Origin of the sequence: Myxococcus sp. CA005 (assembly GCF_006518205.1) — a bacterium.
GTDB lineage: Bacteria > Myxococcota > Myxococcia > Myxococcales > Myxococcaceae > Myxococcus > Myxococcus xanthus.
The window spans coordinates 34,360-50,926 of sequence record NZ_SRLV01000014.1 but is presented as its reverse complement, the minus strand read 5'-3'; the positions used below and the strand labels follow the sequence as shown (position 1 = coordinate 50,926).

Sequence of the window (16,567 nt, the reverse complement as noted above, 5' to 3'; positions counted from 1 at the left end):
GGCGAGCGGCACGTTGACCGTCCCGGACCCACGCATCATCACTGTCATGTGCTCAACGCCTTCCGGCATCACGGCGACCGGCACCTTGCCAGTCAATTTCTGGCGCATCGCACGGAAGGGTGCTCAACGCCTTCCGGCATCACGGCGAGCGGCACCATAGGCCGCATCCGCTCAATCCGGCCGGACTTCTTGTGCTCAACGCCTTCCGGCATCACGGCGAGCGGCACACCACCCAGTCGGCTACATGGGGCGCGACGGGGGTTTGTGCTCAACGCCTTCCGGCATCACGGCGAGCGGCACCTCCTGATTTGAAGATGTCGTGCTCGTAGGCGAGGTGCTCAACGCCTTCCGGCATCACGGCGAGCGGCACATCGTCGCTTCCCCCTTCGTGATGCGGTTGTCCTGTGCTCAACGCCTTCCGGCATCACGGCGAGCGGCACACCAGATGGCCTTCTCGTCACGGCAGGTCGCCGCGATGTGGTGCTCAACGCCTTCCGGCATCACGGCGAGCGGCACCTGGAGCGCTGAAGCCGAATATCGGGCCTGCCTGGGGTGCTCAACGCCTTCCGGCATCACGGCGAGCGGCACTGCGCTCGCACTCGACCTTGCCGCCCACCTCGGAGTGCTCAACGCCTTCCGGCATCACGGCGAGCGGCACATTCAAGCCGGACGGCATCGTGCGAATGGCAGAGTGCTCAACGCCTTCCGGCATCACGGCGAGCGGCACCCGCTCAGTACCGCGCAGAGTACCTGAGCGCCGCCCTGACGTGCTCAACGCCTTCCGGCATCACGGCGAGCGGCACCACCCGCAGCACCGCAGAGGACACACGACATGGCGACGGTGCTCAACGCCTTCCGGCATCACGGCGAGCGGCACTGAAGTCGAGGAGCTTCCTGGACTCGATACGAGGTGCTCAACGCCTTCCGGCATCACGGCGAGCGGCACTGGACGGGAGAAGACGTTCACGGGGCGCGATGGGAGGTGCTCAACGCCTTCCGGCATCACGGTGAGCGGCACCGCCCCGGACATGGCGCGGGCCGGGTTGGATGTCGTGGTGCTCAACGCCTTCCGGCATCACGGCGAGCGGCACCAGGGGACCGAGATACGCTTCGCATTGCACATCGCCGTGTGCTCAACGCCTTCCGGCATCACGGCGAGCGGCACTCTCTCGAACTCACCCAACGGCCGGGTTGGCCGGCCTCGAGTGCTCAACGCCTTCCGGCATCACGGCGAGCGGCACTGAACCCAGCGCGCTCCACGGCCCCGGTGCCAGAGTGCTCAACGCCTTCCGGCATCACGGCGAGCGGCACGCCAAGGCCCTGGACTACGCCCGGAGCGACCTCGCCGAGTGCTCAACGCCTTCCGGCATCACGGCGAGCGGCACGCCAAGGCCCTGGACTACGCCCGGAGCGACCTCGCCGAGTGCTCAACGCCTTCCGGCATCACGGCGAGCGGCACCTATGAACCCGTGAAGGGGACAATGGCCTTCTCATGGGTGCTCAACGCCTTCCGGCATCACGGCGAGCGGCACTCCCGCCTTGTCTCTCATGCAGTAGGAGGTAGCACGTGCTCAACGCCTTCCGGCATCACGGCGAGCGGCACCCATCCTTTTCGTCACGACGGCGAAGGCCAGACGCACGTGCTCAACGCCTTCCGGCATCACGGCGAGCGGCACCGAACGCGCCGCCTTCGTCCTGATTGCCGAGGACATGTGCTCAACGCCTTCCGGCATCACGGCGAGCGGCACCCGCCTCGCGCTGGCTGGCGCCCACCTGGAGCTGGAGTGCTCAACGCCTTCCGGCATCACGGCGAGCGGCACGTTAACCAATTGCACAGGGTCAGCAAAAGCGTTGTTAGGTGCTCAACGCCTTCCGGCATCACGGCGAGCGGCACCGGAGGACGCAAATGCAAATCAGGACTGAGTATAGTTTGTGCTCAACGCCTTCCGGCATCACGGCGAGCGGCACCCCATGCGGTGACCTTCAAGCATCGGAAGGTTCGAGTGCTCAACGCCTTCCGGCATCACGGCGAGCGGCACCGGACCAGATTTTCGGTGTTCACCGCGAGGCCCAATTGTGCTCAACGCCTTCCGGCATCACGGCGAGCGGCACAACAGACCATGGAATGAGGCATTCGCCTCAGCCAATGGAGTGCTCAACGCCTTCCGGCATCACGGCGAGCGGCACCTGGAGCGCTGAAGCCGAATATCGGGCCTGCCTGGGGTGCTCAACGCCTTCCGGCATCACGGCGAGCGGCACCTTGAGGGAGGACGACGACATGACGGTGAAGACGGAGTGCTCAACGCCTTCCGGCATCACGGCGAGCGGCACACCACGTGCTCGTCGTCACGATGCTGGAGCGCGGCGTGCTCAACGCCTTCCGGCATCACGGCGAGCGGCACTTGGCATGCACGCGCAGGTTGTCCGCGTGCCACGTGTGCTCAACGCCTTCCGGCATCACGGCGAGCGGCACCATCCATCTAGCCACCCGCCTGAGCGCATCAGGCCGTGCTCAACGCCTTCCGGCATCACGGCGAGCGGCACCTGACGGGCATGCGCGGCAGCCTGGAGAAGTACCTGTGCTCAACGCCTTCCGGCATCACGGCGAGCGGCACTCGCGCGCCCGTGGACGTGGGCCATCACCCACCACGGGTGCTCAACGCCTTCCGGCATCACGGCGAGCGGCACTGCATGAGTCGAAAGAGATTTTGAAGCGCCGGACGTGCTCAACGCCTTCCGGCATCACGGCGAGCGGCACAGCCCATCTGAATCTCCCAGCAGTTCCGGCAACTTACTCCCGTCTTTTCAAGCACCTCCCCCCTCCCGGCCCCAGGTTGCGCCTCCCAGGCCCTACCCAAGATTCCAAACCCCATGGAATCACTCGGTTTTTCATAAATCATGCACCTATTCACCTGTCAAAGAGCCCCAACCCCATGAACTCGCTGAGGATTTCAACGATTTCACCGGCACAGGCCTCCACCACGGCGAGGTGCATGAATGTCACGCACCGCACAGCCCCCGGTCCTACGTTCCTGCAAGGCCCCTGCTCCACCGGCAAGCCTTCACGCGGCCCGCGCGAGTTCCCCGAGCTGCGGCACAACGCCCCGCACCACGGGACGCGGCGGAAGAAACAAGCCACACCCCATGTGGCGGCGCCCGCCCAGGCCTTGTGCCTGCACTCGCAACGAGTCCTCTCCAGAAACGCCATGCAGCTCGAGCGCGTAACCCACCACCCGCTTCCCGGCGATACGCACCAGCCGCCGACGGCCCAGCACCGGACGTGCATCACACGCCAGCGCCTCGAGTGAACGGGACACGCCCCGCAGGAACGACGCCGCGTCGAGCGCATGCTTGAAAGTCACAATCCGCGCGAAGAGTGACGACGCGGGTTCCAACGCGCGGAGCACCGGCGCACCGAGCACCACCTCCCGCCCAGCGACGTTCAGTGGCGTGAGCGGCAACGACAGCAGCAGCGGCACCACCTCCGGTGAACAGCGCAAGCGCAGCGTTCCCCGGCCCAGGTGCAGCAGGTCCCCCACGGCGCGCTCACCGCGCAGCGTGAATACGCCCAGGTCCAAGCGTTCATGCAGCGCGGGCACCCGGGTGCAAAGCGCGGAGAAGAGCGCATACCCATGGTCCAGCGGCACCGGGCCACCCCGGACCGGATAGAGCAGGTCGAGTGACGTCACCGACGACCTCCCACGGCCACGCCCATCCTCGCGAGCAACTCATCCCTGCGCGCTTCGAGCTTGGGGTTCTTGACGAGTGAACGCAGCGCCTTCGCACCGGCCTCACGCGCCTCCGGCGCCAGCGACACCAACCGCTCCAGCCACTCCGCCTCGAAGCCCACCAGGACTTGCCGTTGTTCCACCTTGTCGGCGCGCCGAGCCTCCACCCATGACAGGAACTCCGTCAGCGCGGGCGAGGCGCGGACCGGGCGCTGGGGACGCTGAAGCTCCAACGGCCCTTCGCGCACCAGCCTGCCGTACCCCGCCGCCGTCTTTCCGCCCACGCCCCAGTGGCGCAGGGCCTCGTCCAGCCTCTGCGCGGTCCACTTCAGGAACGCCTCTGCCTGTGCATCCGCCTCCATCCCTGGCGCCAGGCTCAGCGCCACGAGGAAACAACCTCGTGGCCGCACCGAGAGGAAGGCCACCGGATTGGGCGACTCGTAGTCATTCGGCCACGAGGACGTGCCGCCATACCAACCCGCATGGTGAACCGTGAGCACGTCCCGGGACAGGAACGTCGGCGAACGGTCCGCGCCCGTGACACGCCGATACGGCACCCACTGCGCATCATGAAAGATGACCTCGCCAGCGTGCGCGCCTTCGCCATCCTCCCCCGGCACACCGAAGAGCCTGCGCCGCGCCTCCATCGCGGCATCGCCGTACACCGCGCGCAGGTAGCCCGCGAGCACGCCCTTCAACGACGAGCCCGGCACGACGGGGACGCCCCACGTGTGGTGCAGCGTCAGCCCCACCCCCGTGGGTGACGCGTTGCCATGCCCCACCAAGAGGCGGCTCTCCGCGCGCGCCGTGAAGGTCGCCGTGTACGACTGCCGGAGCGAGTCCTTCCAGCGAATGAAGGCGTCGGCGTAATCGTCTGGCTCGGGGTGCGCCTCCAGACGAGCCAGCCACGCCTCCCAGGGTCCGCTCTGGCTCTCATGCTTCTTCTCCGGGGCATACCGCTCGTACACCAGCCCCGCGTGCGAGGTCTTCTCGACGCGCCCCGCGACTCGGCCCAAAGCGTCACGCATGTTCGCGCTCCTCCAGGGGGAAGGTGGCCTGCACCGCGCGGCGGAACCACACCAACAGCCGGAGCGACTCGCGCGTGGCCAGCATGTATTCGTTCAGCCCCAGCGCGCGGACGGCGCCAGGCAAGCCCAGCCTCTTCAGGGACGGCTCCGACAACCCCGGCAACCGCGCCCGCTCCAGACACCACGTCAGGTCTTCCAACAGGTGCTGGGCCGCCGCGTTGCTCTTGACCTCTCGTTCCAGGAAGGCGAGCGCCGCCGCCAGCCCATCACGCAACACCGCCGCGCCCAGGCCGTTCACCCGAGGCTTGTACTCCGCGCACAACGCTTTGCCTTTGTCACGCGCCGTGCGAACCCGCGCATAGACATCCAGCGCCCGCTGCTGCTCCCGCGTCTGCGCCGTCATCGCCCACCTCGCGCATCCGGAGCCATCCAGGCCAGCAGCCGGCACCGGCCGCGCCCCACGGTGGCCTTGCCTCCCAGTTGGAGCACCGTGCCCTCGCCGCCAAACGCCGCATCCAGCACCGCGTCCGCCGCCAACTTGCGCGGCGCCTTGTTGAAGGTACCCGTGGCGCCCATCACGCCCACCAGCAGCGTCTCCGCGGGCAGGCTCTCCTCCGTCCAGAGCTGCCCCTTTGCCGCGGTGCCCGTCTCCGGGTCCATGCTCACGCGCGTGTCCACCTGTGTGGCTGTCTCCCAGAGGAAGGACATCGTCTCGTCGTCCACCAGCACCAGCCGCTTCGTCAGCAGCGCGCGCTCCGCCTCCGGCAGCAGCCCCGCCAGGCCCTGGGCCCAGGCGCCCAGAGCCGCGTCATCCTTCGAGGCCACCTGCAGGTCCAGGTCCTCCAGGTACACGCAAGCCTCCGACGTGCCCGCGCCGTACACGACGGCGCTGTCTCGCAGGGACGCCACGCGCGCGCCGCGCTGGGCCAGCGGCTCCACCTTCGGCCAGGCCCCCTCCTTCCCGCTCAGCCCGCCCAGGTCCCGCCGCGCGAGCGCGAGCAGCATGGGCGAGGTCACCAGCGCGAAGGTGCCCACGAAGCTGCGCACCGGCAGCGCGAGCAGCCGTGCGTCCCCCACCACCAGCGCGCCCGCGTAGTCCCCCGGCTCGTCCCCCTCCGGACCCGCCTTCGCCCGCCGGGGGCCGAAGACGGCGTCGTGCAGCCCTCGCGCGTCGCCCGTCTCCTCGCGAGGCCGCCGCAATTCACGCAGCACGCCCTTGAGCGACGAGCCTGGGACGAAGGGGATTCCCGTGGCCTTCAGCCGCGCCAGGGGCAGGTCGATGACACCCACGCTCTGCCCAGTGCCGACGTGCAGCGGGGACAGCGCGTGAAGAAGATAGGGTCGGCTCTCCATGCTCAGGCTCCTTGTCCGTGACGGGGCGGTTGCCACACGCCGGGCAGCACCTGGCCCAGCGCCTCCGCGTGGCCGCCGCCCCAGGAGGCCAGCCACAGCGCTCGCAGCTCGTTGGCGGTGAAGTCCCCACCGCTGTGTTTCTCGAAGAAGTAGACGGCGCCTGCGGGCACCCACCGCCGCGTGGGCCGGGGCCGCCGCCGCACCATGTCCCAGCCGGACACGTCCAGCGGCCAGGGGACCAGCGCGGCCCGAAGCACCACGGGCGCGTCGATGCACGGCAGCCGGCCCACGTAACGTGGGGGTGTCCCAGCCACGCGCTCGAAGCCGTCCGGCAACCAGCCACGTTGGAACTCCGCGGGCGTGGCCAGCACCAGGCGCAGTCCTCGCGTCGCCCGGGCCACGCCATCCGGAATCGCGAAGAGGTCCACCTTCAGTGGCTCCACGGCCGACAGCCGGCGCCGGCCGCCCAGGCCCAGCGGCCCGCGCGGAGCGCCGCTCGCGGGGGCCGGCCACGCGCAGCTCAGTCCCAGCGCCCACTCCTCCAGCACGGGAGTTCGCCCCGAGTGGCGCTGGAGGCGCAGCAACTCCACCACCTCACGAGAGTGCAGCATCGAGTCCTGCGACGCCTGCGTCTCCACGTCGATGGCCAGGTGGATGTCCGTGCGCGGGGTCAGCGCATCCGGTGTCTCGGAGGACGGCTCCACCGCGCCGCGCAGCCACGCCATCATCCGCGCCTCGGGCCAGAACAGGGGCGCGGCCATGGGCTTTCCGCTCGAGTTCCGGCGCGGGTGCCACAGCGCCTCGCGCGCGTCGTCGTCATCCGGGCCCAGCGTGGCGGCCCCATCCGGGCGTGGCTCCAACCGCTCCAGATGCTCGGACCCGTCCGCGTCGCGCACGCACACAGCATCCGCGGGAAACGGCCACATGCGGTGGGCCAACGAGAAGGACTCGCCCAACGGGCGGCGCAGCGCGACGAGGTGCCGCAACCGGACCTCCTCTGAGCAGCGCTCCCATTCATCCGGGGCCAGGACCGCACCGCTGACCGCCATGGCGTCATGCCCCCAGGCGGCGCGAAGGGCGCCCCGCACTGTGGTGGGCAGGGGCCACGGCAAGGAGTACCCACGCCCCACCTCCGACGTGTACCAACCTCGCCCGTCCTTGGCCGACAGGCCGTCACGCGGCAGCAGCGCGAAGCTCGCGTCACTCATCTCACACCTTCCTTGTCGCTCGCGGGAATGAGCTTTCCGCTGGCCCGGGCGAGGACATCCGCCACCAGCAGCCGGGATGCCCATCGGTCCAGCGATGCATGGGGTGGCTCGAGGGAGTTCGGCGACGTGGGCAGCTCCAAGCCCACGGCCTCCGGGGTGAGCTTCACGGGCGAACGCCCCGCCTCCGCCCGGGCGAGGATGCGCGCGGCCTCATCCGACAGCAGCTCAGCCAGCTCGGGCGCGATGGTGGTGCCAGACGGGAAGCGGCGCGCGAGGGCCGCCACCTCATGAACCTTCTTCAAGGGCAGCGGCTGGGTGTCGCTCGACAGCAGCGCCATGTCCCGCGTCAGCCGCTCGACGGGGTCGGTGGCCCACGGCGCCGTCCACAGCCGCTCACGTCCGGCGTGCTTCGCCACCAGCACTGCCAACGCGTCGCGACCCGCGTCCTTCGCGGCACGCTCTGCCCGGCGGCCCAGCTCCAGCAGCTCGCCCAGGCTCTCCAGGACGTGGCCAATGCCCAGCCCCACAGAGAGCGTGGGCACCTCCGCGCGCGTTCCCGCCAGCGCCGCTTCCAGCGTGGCGCGGAAGGCAACGGCAAGCGCCTGGGCACACGCGAGCGCGTCCATGGGCGTGACGAAGGCGAGCAAATCGTCGCCGCCCGCGTAGACGAGCACGCCCCGATGCTCCACTTCGACAATCGTCTTCGCCTGCCGCGTGAAGTCCGCGAGCGCCCGGGAGATGCGTTGGTGCGCGGCGTGGCCGTCCGGCTGCCTCGCGAGCGCCTCCAGCGCGCGGCCCATGCGGTCTCCATCCGCCACCAGGCAGGCCACGTAAGGGAAGGGCTCGGCGCGCACAGCGTCTCGAAGCGGCTCCACGAACTCGTGGACGAAACGCGCGGCGGCCTGACGCGCATCGGGGACGGCGTACTCCTCGAAGTACGGGGCCACGCGCTCGGGCAGCAACAACTGGCCGTCGTAGGGGAAGGCCTCCACCCAGGGACGATTCCTCACGCTCACCGTCTGGAACCCGCGGCGCGCGCACTCGGCCTTGAGCGCGGCGAGGAGCGCCGGGTGTCGCGTGGCCGCGGTCTGGAGCCACGCCGCCATCCCGATGGAGGGCACGGGCACGAACTGGCCGGGATTGCCGCCGACGCGCTTGAGCACCCCGAGCGCATCCAGCTCCTCGCGCAGGCCAATGCGGAAGTCACGCCAGAGGTGCCCCACGTGACGCTCGCGTCGCAGCAATGACGGGCGAGCGCCGTCGAGGCTCGACTTGTGCGTGCCCGCCGGCGGCGGCTGCTTCCATGGCACGAACTCACGCAAGCCCCGGCGGGCCTCCAGGGCACGCTCCGCCTCGTGCAGCGCGTCGGCGTAACCCGTGGGCGTGTCCGCGATGGGTGCCCAGGCAGCGTGGATCTCAAGGAAGGTGTCGAGTTGCTCCTCGGCCAGCACGGACGCCTCGGGGATGAGCATGGACTCGCACGTCTTGAAGACGCGGCGCCAGTCCTTGAGCAACCGCTCCTTCGCCGCGCGCCGCGCGTTCCGTGCAGCCTGCTCGGGCGCGTCCTCCACCAGCGCGACCACCTTGTTGGCCACGCCGGTGCTCGTGTCCTTCGCCTGCTCCGGATGCGGGAAGACCAGCGTCGCACCAGACTCCGTGAGGGAGACCGCCACGGTTCGCGCCAGATTCGACAGCAGGTGGCTGCCGTACCAGAGGTCCCGCGTGCGGCGAGACTGGGCGATGTAGCCCTGCACCGGCCCCTCTTTGAGAACGACGACGTATTTCATGGGCTCACGCCTCCTGGGCACGGCGGGTTTCCTCCAGCCACCAGAAGAAGGCGTCGCGTAGGTTGTCCGCCTGCTGGAGTGTCTGGAAAAGGGGTTGGTCATCGCGGGCCCGGAAGCTGCTTTCAAAAGGAACCCGCGTCCGTGGGACTGCCGTCCCCCGCTGCGTCATGACGACCTGTCCACCCCGAGGCGCTCCGCGCTCCAGCCACAGCGCGATGGGCTCGAAGCGGCCATCCGCCAGCGGCAGCGCCTTGACGATGAGCGGCGATGCGAGGCGGTCCATCAGCTTCTCCGAACCGCTCTCCTCCCACTGGAGCTGGATGTCCTCGGGCTCCTTCGGCTGGTAGTAGTCATTGTCCTCGCGCCGCTTCTGCTGGAAATGGAAGACAATGGGCAACCCGAAGCCAGCGCGCGGCCAGGCCGCGGTCGCCGAGTGCTGTGGGCGCGGAGCGTGGACCTCGGGATAGGCCTTGCCCTCGGACCTTGGAGCGAAGCCGCCTCGGCTGTCCTTGCCAGATGGCCGGGCGAAGCGGCGAATCTTGTCGGCCTCCGGCCAGTTGGAGCGGCCCGCGCGATTTCCTTCACCAGGCTTGCGCGCGATTCCCACCTGTTCAGCACTCCCGGCGGGCGCGGGCTCGGTGCCCTGGCGGAATTCCCGCAGCCACTTGAGCGCGATCAACCAGACCTCGCTCCCGTCACGCGGCTTGGCGCCCGCGTTCCCCCGGAAGAGGCGCGCGCCCCGCAGCAGAGGCATGTCACAGGCATCCGCCGCCTGCTCAGGCGCGAAGAGCGGCACGTCCCCGAAGAGGCGCCGAAGCGATGCCCGGTCCGCGGAGGCCGGGAGCCACTCCGCGGCAACGGGGCCCGAGGCCGCCAGGCACACGGAGCCGCAGCCGCGCCGGCCACGCGAGCCATACCCCCCAAACAGAATCCAGGCTCGCACCGCGTTGCGCACCTGGGCCATGTCCTCACCCTCGGGTGCGATGACCTCCAGCGTGAACTGGAGGCCCGGAGCCCAACGAGGGATGTCTGCCTGCTCGTTCTTCCCCTTGCGCGCCGGCCACAGCGCATAACCCGCCGTGGTGCCGAGGTTGATGGGCTTCGTGTCCTCTCCCTCGGGACGGACGTCCAACACCCGCAACTCCACCTGGGAGCGCCAGGCACGCGCCTCATCATCCCCTGGCCCCTTCTTCGCCCGCCCCATGCCGCCCCAGAGCTCGCGCTCCCGACGCGCCAGCGCCTCCGCGCCCCGCCCCACGTAGGCGTGGCCGTACAGCGCGCGCCACCAGAAGCGGAGGTGCCCGCGCAGCGTGGGGACCCGGATGATGTCCACGGAGGGGAGGTCCGGGCTTCGCGCCACTGGCCCTCCTCCCAGGATGGGCGTGAAGGTCTTCAAGGCCAGCGTGAAGGACGCCAGCTTCGGCCCCTTGGCGAAGCGCCGGCGCAAGTGAATGGCTTCGGATGAAGGTGGGTCAGGCAGAACCAGAGAGGACATGGCGCCCCTTCAGCAGGAGAAAGGATTGAGAAGAGAGTGCGAGACGCGACTGGGGACCAGGAGTCCCAATGCCAGCAACCAGATGGTTCACCGAGCCATCAACAACCGTGCGCGGCAACACTGCTGAGAGGTCAGCATCAGACTTCCCAGCCAGCGGCGTGTGCGCGCCCCGAGGCCGCCCCAAATGCTCCAAGCACGAACCGCGTTCTCGAATGCAGTGAGCCATTCCGATGGAACGGCGACATGAAGCGTGAAGGACAACCCATCGCTCCAACATGGGGCTGGGGGCTTTGGCGCTGAGCCTGTCCTGGTGGCTCGTGCAGGCCACAGCGCATATGCCCCCTCCGAATTCTACCTTCGAACAGATGGCAACGCCTCCGCCTGTGCCACCCCAGAGCGCCCGCTCACGAGAGGCCAGTTCCATGGGACTTGCGCAAGCGTGCGTATTCAAGGCACGCCAGCAGAAACGCAGTTGGCCTCGCAGCGCTGGCACGCGCACAGGTTCCACCACGTCCACCTGACGGAGTGTCGCCGCGCCATCCAAGCTGTGGGTCACGGTTCTCAAGCTCACGGAGAAACGAGTCAGGTCGGGGCCGCGCACGGACCGCCGCTGTCGCGGCGCAGGGTCAGGAAGCGTTGCCCCTGTTGCCGCAGCAGATGATTCCTCGTCATCGGCACGTTCCAAGACATCACCTCCTCGTGGTCTCATCTCTTGAAACGGGAATGGTTCTGGAAATTACATATGGATTCACGCTGGAGTTGGATGGGCAGTCCGCTCCGAGGCACGACGTGGCCACTGAGCGACCATGCATCGCGAGGGTCACCGCCCACGATGAGCAGCAGGGGCTCCGGACAGCGGTATTGGGTGGACAGCGCGATGGCATCAAGCTGCCGCAGGTCCGTCGCGCTTGGCGTCGGCTCGGCATGGGGATGGAAATGCCACTCCCCCAGGTAGTGATCTCCACGTGACGCCCAACGACGCTCCAGCCACGCCTGGAGCCCTCGGGTGCCGCGCTGAAACCACGTAGGCCCCCGCTTCGAATCCGGGGGAGGTCCTGATGCAGCACTCACCAAGGCGCAGTCGAGCGCGTCGGAATACCGGCCAACAAGAATGCCTCCCGTTTCGAGACGCCCTGCAACCCGGCAGAGATAGAGCAAACGGCTGACGGTCGCAGCGGGAATGCGCACGCGGAAACGCGCATCCTCCGAACAGAGCTCAAGGTGCCGCATGGGAGTCATGAAGGGACACATGCCGGACTCCTCGAAAGCACACGCCCTGCTCATCCCGTTCGTAGACATCGAGTCGTGCGGCGGGACGCTCTGTCACGGCGGCAACCAACGACTTCACCGCGATGGCTGCCGCCAGCACGACATCATCGGACCGGGCAGGAAAAACAGGATGCCAACACCCGACGCCCTCTCGGGGGAGCACTGTGCGCCGGATTTCCTCATGGTCGCGGCGAATCCACTCCTGGGCCTGGGCCCAGTACGCGTCCGACGGAAAGCGGTCTCCCATGGCGTTGAAGCACAGCAATCGCCGGGCACCTACGCCGAAGGAGGCCGAGAAGAAATGGCAGGATACGCTGGGACTCAGCCGCCCCAACACTTCAATGACTTCGTCGGAGGCCGTGCAGTCAATGATCGTCTCACACTGCCCAACGAGCTCTGGAAGTGGCAAACCTCCCACCCTCAATGTTTGGCGGAACGACTGTGCACGCAAGTCTGGATTGAGGTTCCGCAGCCGAGCAGCGAGCGCATGGGCCTTGGAATAGCGCACGGAACCGAGGTCCAGTGAGTGACGAACGAGATTGCCTGCCTCAAGATCATCACCATCCAGGATGACCAGGCGAGACACGCCGCCACGAACGAGCAACTCCGCCACGCTCGAGCCCAACGAGCCAGCGCCGAGCAGCGCAACCCATCTCCCACGAAGCGCCTCTGGCAATGCTCCTCGACTCCGAAGGTCGGAAGGGGCCCAGTTGTCGGTTCGTATCCAATCGATGGGCAATGACCGCTGGAACATCACCGCCTGGTCGTGACGCCAGTAATTCTGCTCCGTGCGCCGGAATCCACGCGGCGCGATGTCTCGATACGCGAAGCGCGGCAATCGCATCGCCCACCAATGCAGGCGCGCCGAGGGAGCCCCTTGGGTTTCCGGAATGGGGAATCCCAGAAGGCAGAGATGACGCTCACCATCTCGGAGACGAGTGGCCAGCCCATGCAGGGCGTCACGCAGGCTCCATTCGAGCTGGTGGGCCGCCGCCTCCAGTTCCGTCCAGAGCACTGGAGGCGCATACGGTGGCAGCACCGGAATCTGTCGACACCGCAGCCACGGAACCCGAAAGCGCCGCCTCTTGTGAACGCGACGAAGCAGGTCCCCCCATTCGAAAGAAAACAGCCAGCGCCCATCGATTGTATAGAACGCCGTCGCGGCGAATACACGAGGATTGCCCGGCAGCGGCGCCAGCTCGACCCAGCCCTGCGTTTCTTCAATCCTTTCCCAAGTCGCGAGCGACTCCGCGTCCTCACGGAACACCACCTGAGTCGAATCCATGTGTGGCAAGGCCGGTAACTCGAACGGAGCCCCATTCGGCAGAAGCCGGCCACGCGCAGCGGCCTCCAGCCACTCCCGGGCCCGGGCAACATGCCATCCCAGCCTCGATGCAGCATCAAGCGGCTCTTCATCCCGGGCCCGAAGCCCCAGTGCGGCAAGCCCGGTCTGCAGACACAGCTTGCCGTCCCGCCAGGGCCTCGTCTCGGGTCCGCGCCGATTCAGGTTCTGGTGGGGACGCGTCTCCTCGATTCCCCCTTGCTTCGACGGATGGACATCGATGTCTCCCAAGGGGTAGCTCGCATCAACGAGCACGTGCCAAGGCGTCCACTCCGGAATCGTGCTGCCTTCCGTGTTCGCGCGAAGCCGCAGTGGTAGCACCCAGCATTGCGCTTCCGGGTGCCACTGTATGTCGGCGAGCAAATCCACGTCAGCGCCCCCATCCAACGCGCGCCGTCCCATCCGAAGCGCATCCGTCAACTCGGGAGCCTCACTCACGTGCGAACCGGCCTCCCCCCACGGTGCCCGGACCGCCTTCATGTTTGGAGAAACCTCCCTTCGAGGGAGAGCCGCCCCCTCCTGCATCGGGCGCGTTGGGGAACTTGTCGCCGAAGAGTTCCCTCCACAGTGGTGCGGCCGCCTGGGCATCAGGAGCATCGAACGCCTGTCGCGCCGTCTGCGAGGCCTTCACGACTTGAGCGTGAAACTTCGCGAAGTCCGAGCCGGAGATACGCGCCATGACATTCTGGTCAACGCCACGGTCCGGCGAGTGGGGTGACTGATGCGCCGCTGCATGAATGGCGTATCGCTGCGCGAAATTCTCCAGCGTCCGGACGACCCCTTCCGCGACCGAGGTGATTCCATCCGGGCAGCAATCACCGATGAGGTGTTCGAGCGGGTAGCTTTTGGGCCGTTCCGGTAGTTCATCCAGGTGAACGAGTCGCCACCACTTGAGCGCCTTGACGACGTTGACGAAATGCCGCGAACACCGGGCATTCTTCTGGCTGGTCCAGGTCAACTGCGCGAGCGGATGCGTGTCCTGCCAGGCCCCGGCGTCACGGTCAGGAATGCGAAGCCGCTGCGACCTCCAAAGTGAGGCTGACTCCTCGACGACCTTCAGCAGGGATTGGTCCGTGTCCTCGTCGGCACGCAACTGCCCTTCGCTCTTGGCCAACTCACTGTAGACGCCGGCTTCCGCTTCCGACGGTGCAGCGGTGATGACCAGGTCCATTTCGACGTACGACAACTCGATACCAAAAGAGCGGCCCTGCTGCCGATACTTGCCGGCATAGTGCTGGTCCAGAAAGGGCTTGAAGCAGGCCATCGCCTGCGCGGGCGTGAATTCGGACTCCTTCATTCGGGTCACGACGATGAGGTCGACGTCGGCCCTCTTGCCATCCTTCGGACGGACTGCCGTGCGCCGCTTGTAACTCCCCTGCAGGAACAAGCTCACGAACCCAGGTGAGAGCTTTTCGTCGGCCAGGAGGCGCTCCTTCAGCGTCGAGTGCCCGGTAATCATGTCCTGGCGCTGAGCTGCCGTAGGACGAATGCCCTGGAGGAAGTCTTCGAAATAGGTGGGAAGTGGAAGTGCCATGTCACATTAATCACGCAAGACATGGCAATTATTACCTGCCGAATTTCAGACTGAATTCAGCAAGGACTCGGTACCACCAGCCGTGCCGCAGGGTCACCGAGGAGCACGTAGTTCGTAACGTCGTGCCGCTCCAGCCACAGCAAGGCTCTCTCCATCGCATCCGTCGAAGTCGGATGTCCTCTGGACACAGCCTCGGCCTCCGCCTGGTACTGCTTGCGGAGACGTTCGTCCGCCTGCCTGGCGAAGCGGGACAATGTCTCGAGCGCCGGCCCCGCCCGGTGTCCATCCACCAAACTCGACAGCACAGCTTCCAGCCTGTGCGAATGGGATCGTCCTGTCGAGGCGTCGTGAAAGGCATGGGTCCAGGCAAGGTCCATGTGAGCCACCACTGCCAGCGGCCCCTTCGGATTGGCCAAGGCGGCCTGTGGCAGCGCGGCCATGAAGGGCTGACCGTCTACGGGCCTTGAGCGAATGAGCGCAGCCAGCTCTCGCGGAGGAACCACACCCTCTCTCACGAGCTGCTCCATCCAAGGGAGGTACACGCTCCGCACGGGCGTGCCAGCTCCAAAGCATGCGAAATAGAACCAGATGCCGCCTGGAAGAAATGGCCGCTGCCGGATGTCCGACGCCGTCAAGGTCTGCCCCGCGCCGAGTGACAAGTTCCCCTGGACGTGCCGCTGCTCCGCCGGACTTGCCCATCCCTGCGCGCTGCCGCCGATGCCATGGCTCAAGCTGAAGAGCAAAGTTGGTTCCGACTCCCCCGCCAGCTCCAGAAGCCGGTTCGCAGAACCCATTCGAAGCTTCTCTTGAACCAACGCGCTTGCTGGAAAATACCCCCGCCCCCGAGCATCGCCGCAGCGTCGCCCCACGACCGAAACGATATATTCCTGGCCAACACGTACAGCAGTCGTCCCATCATCCACGGAGAGGAAAAGGACGCGAGCCTTGCGAGTGGGCGCCACGGACTGCTCGCTCTCGACGACCTTGCTGGAGTAGGCCGCGTAGTCTTCGTCCTCGGCGAAGGCCAGGCGCCCGACGAAACAAGCGCCATCGCCCGTCAGCGACTCCTGAAGCTCCAGCGACAGGTCCTCTGGACTGCCCGCGAGCAGGACGTACCGAGGGTGCTCGCGGGTGGGCCTTGCGCGAGGATGCAGCACACGGTCCCTGAAGTCGTGCGCCCTCGTACTGTCCAGCCCGGGCGGCACCGCATGGATATCGACCACCGCGCCTTGCTGCGCGCTTCGCAGCTCACACAGCGGGGCGAGGTTGGCCGCGATGCGCGCGCCGCGCGCCCCACTGGGGACCAGCAGCGCCCATCGCTGCTGCGGCAGCGAATCAGGCTCGGCTGCCATGTTGGACAGATGCGTGGGCGTGGAGAGAGGAACCGGACGCGGAGCCCTCCACAAGGACTCAGGCGACAGCGGCGCATCCATCACCTGACTCCCATCCTCCGCAGAGGCGAGCAGGAGACTCAGCGTCACTTCGTCTCCTCCCGTCTTCCGGAGCGAGTGGTTGCCGAACCGGATGGATCCCCCCCCGTGTTGGTATCCGTACTGAAAGGGGGGAGCTGATACAGGACCCTGGCACCCTCAATGTTCATCTGCGCAACGAAGCCATCGAGCTCGGAGAGGGAGCCTTGAACCGCGAAGATGGCCTGGGTGGAATCGTCCATTGCCCCGTAGGCCTTGAACGTCTCAGTCTCTTCAGACTTGACGATGAAAACGACCCGACCTTTTGGGGGATACCCGTCGAAGAAGGACTGACCATTCCACTCGGAGAACTCTTGTACCGGCACCGTAGGACCTTGCATGTTTCCCTCTCTG

12 protein-coding genes and 1 CRISPR repeat array (1 of these 13 cut by a window edge) are annotated in these 16,567 nt (G+C 67.2%); all 12 genes read right to left on the bottom strand.

Annotated features, from left to right (window positions below; genetic code table 11):
• Positions 1 to 2,758: direct repeats of the CRISPR family, unit length 36 nt; unit sequence GTGCTCAACGCCTTCCGGCATCACGGCGAGCGGCAC; it reaches 1,028 nt to the left of the window's first position.
• 304 nt (positions 2,759 to 3,062) lie between these two features.
• Positions 3,063 to 3,689: a type I-MYXAN CRISPR-associated protein Cas6/Cmx6 gene (cas6, locus tag FMQ63_RS08840; protein WP_011557195.1), complete on the bottom strand. Its 627-nt coding sequence runs from the start codon at positions 3,687 to 3,689 to the stop codon at positions 3,063 to 3,065.
• The gene (gene cmr6, locus FMQ63_RS08835) at positions 3,686 to 4,756 is read right to left on the bottom strand and encodes a type III-B CRISPR module RAMP protein Cmr6 (RefSeq protein ID WP_011557196.1); all 1,071 of its coding nucleotides are present in this window, start codon (positions 4,754 to 4,756) and stop codon (positions 3,686 to 3,688) included. Before cmr6 ends, cas6 begins: the two co-directional genes overlap by 4 nt.
• Positions 4,749 to 5,159, bottom strand: coding sequence for a type III-B CRISPR module-associated protein Cmr5 (locus tag FMQ63_RS08830; RefSeq protein ID WP_011557197.1), 411 nt, complete (start codon positions 5,157 to 5,159; stop codon positions 4,749 to 4,751). Before FMQ63_RS08830 ends, cmr6 begins: the two co-directional genes overlap by 8 nt.
• A complete protein-coding gene (cmr4, locus tag FMQ63_RS08825) occupies positions 5,156 to 6,109 on the bottom strand; it encodes a type III-B CRISPR module RAMP protein Cmr4 (protein WP_011557198.1) in 954 nt (317 codons plus the stop codon). Before cmr4 ends, FMQ63_RS08830 begins: the two co-directional genes overlap by 4 nt.
• 2 nt (positions 6,110 to 6,111) lie before the next feature.
• Positions 6,112 to 7,317 carry a type III-B CRISPR module-associated protein Cmr3 gene (locus FMQ63_RS08820; RefSeq protein ID WP_011557199.1) on the bottom strand — a complete coding sequence of 402 codons (1,206 nt, stop codon included), beginning with the start codon at positions 7,315 to 7,317 and terminating at the stop codon, positions 6,112 to 6,114.
• Positions 7,314 to 9,104: a type III-B CRISPR-associated protein Cas10/Cmr2 gene (gene cas10 / locus FMQ63_RS08815; RefSeq protein WP_011557200.1), complete on the bottom strand. Its 1,791-nt coding sequence runs from the start codon at positions 9,102 to 9,104 to the stop codon at positions 7,314 to 7,316. Before cas10 ends, FMQ63_RS08820 begins: the two co-directional genes overlap by 4 nt.
• 4 nt (positions 9,105 to 9,108) lie before the next feature.
• Positions 9,109 to 10,599 carry an RAMP superfamily CRISPR-associated protein gene (locus FMQ63_RS08810; protein ID WP_011557201.1) on the bottom strand — a complete coding sequence of 497 codons (1,491 nt, stop codon included), beginning with the start codon at positions 10,597 to 10,599 and terminating at the stop codon, positions 9,109 to 9,111.
• A gap of 705 nt (positions 10,600 to 11,304) precedes the next feature.
• Complete coding sequence (locus FMQ63_RS38675; RefSeq protein ID WP_011557203.1) at positions 11,305 to 11,829, bottom strand: Mov34/MPN/PAD-1 family protein; 525 nt, start codon at positions 11,827 to 11,829, stop codon at positions 11,305 to 11,307.
• On the bottom strand, positions 11,816 to 13,579 hold the full coding sequence (locus tag FMQ63_RS08800) for a ThiF family adenylyltransferase (RefSeq protein ID WP_157809267.1): 1,764 nt from the start codon (positions 13,577 to 13,579) through the stop codon (positions 11,816 to 11,818). Before FMQ63_RS08800 ends, FMQ63_RS38675 begins: the two co-directional genes overlap by 14 nt.
• A 61-nt stretch (positions 13,580 to 13,640) precedes the next feature.
• The gene (locus tag FMQ63_RS08795; RefSeq protein WP_011557205.1) at positions 13,641 to 14,744 is read right to left on the bottom strand and encodes a hypothetical protein; all 1,104 of its coding nucleotides are present in this window, start codon (positions 14,742 to 14,744) and stop codon (positions 13,641 to 13,643) included.
• A gap of 56 nt (positions 14,745 to 14,800) precedes the next feature.
• Positions 14,801 to 16,225 carry a hypothetical protein gene (locus FMQ63_RS08790; protein WP_011557206.1) on the bottom strand — a complete coding sequence of 475 codons (1,425 nt, stop codon included), beginning with the start codon at positions 16,223 to 16,225 and terminating at the stop codon, positions 14,801 to 14,803.
• Entirely contained in the window at positions 16,222 to 16,554 is a 333-nt protein-coding gene (locus FMQ63_RS08785) for a hypothetical protein (RefSeq protein ID WP_020480790.1), read from the bottom strand. Before FMQ63_RS08785 ends, FMQ63_RS08790 begins: the two co-directional genes overlap by 4 nt.
• Positions 16,555 to 16,567 lie beyond the last annotated feature (13 nt).

What these genes read in the sequence shown, in the direction of transcription:
- FMQ63_RS08820 (WP_011557199.1), bottom strand. Translation starts at nt 7,317, where the DNA reads ATGAGTGACGCGAGCTTCGCGCTGCTGCCGCGTGACGGCCTGTCGGCC.
- FMQ63_RS08785 (WP_020480790.1), bottom strand. Translation starts at nt 16,554, where the DNA reads ATGCAAGGTCCTACGGTGCCGGTACAAGAGTTCTCCGAGTGGAATGGT.
- FMQ63_RS08830 (WP_011557197.1), bottom strand. Translation starts at nt 5,159, where the DNA reads ATGACGGCGCAGACGCGGGAGCAGCAGCGGGCGCTGGATGTCTATGCG.
- FMQ63_RS08810 (WP_011557201.1), bottom strand. Translation starts at nt 10,599, where the DNA reads ATGTCCTCTCTGGTTCTGCCTGACCCACCTTCATCCGAAGCCATTCAC.
- cmr6 (WP_011557196.1), bottom strand. Translation starts at nt 4,756, where the DNA reads ATGCGTGACGCTTTGGGCCGAGTCGCGGGGCGCGTCGAGAAGACCTCG.
- FMQ63_RS38675 (WP_011557203.1), bottom strand. Translation starts at nt 11,829, where the DNA reads ATGCGGCACCTTGAGCTCTGTTCGGAGGATGCGCGTTTCCGCGTGCGC.
- cmr4 (WP_011557198.1), bottom strand. Translation starts at nt 6,109, where the DNA reads ATGGAGAGCCGACCCTATCTTCTTCACGCGCTGTCCCCGCTGCACGTC.
- FMQ63_RS08795 (WP_011557205.1), bottom strand. Translation starts at nt 14,744, where the DNA reads ATGGCACTTCCACTTCCCACCTATTTCGAAGACTTCCTCCAGGGCATT.
- cas10 (WP_011557200.1), bottom strand. Translation starts at nt 9,104, where the DNA reads ATGAAATACGTCGTCGTTCTCAAAGAGGGGCCGGTGCAGGGCTACATC.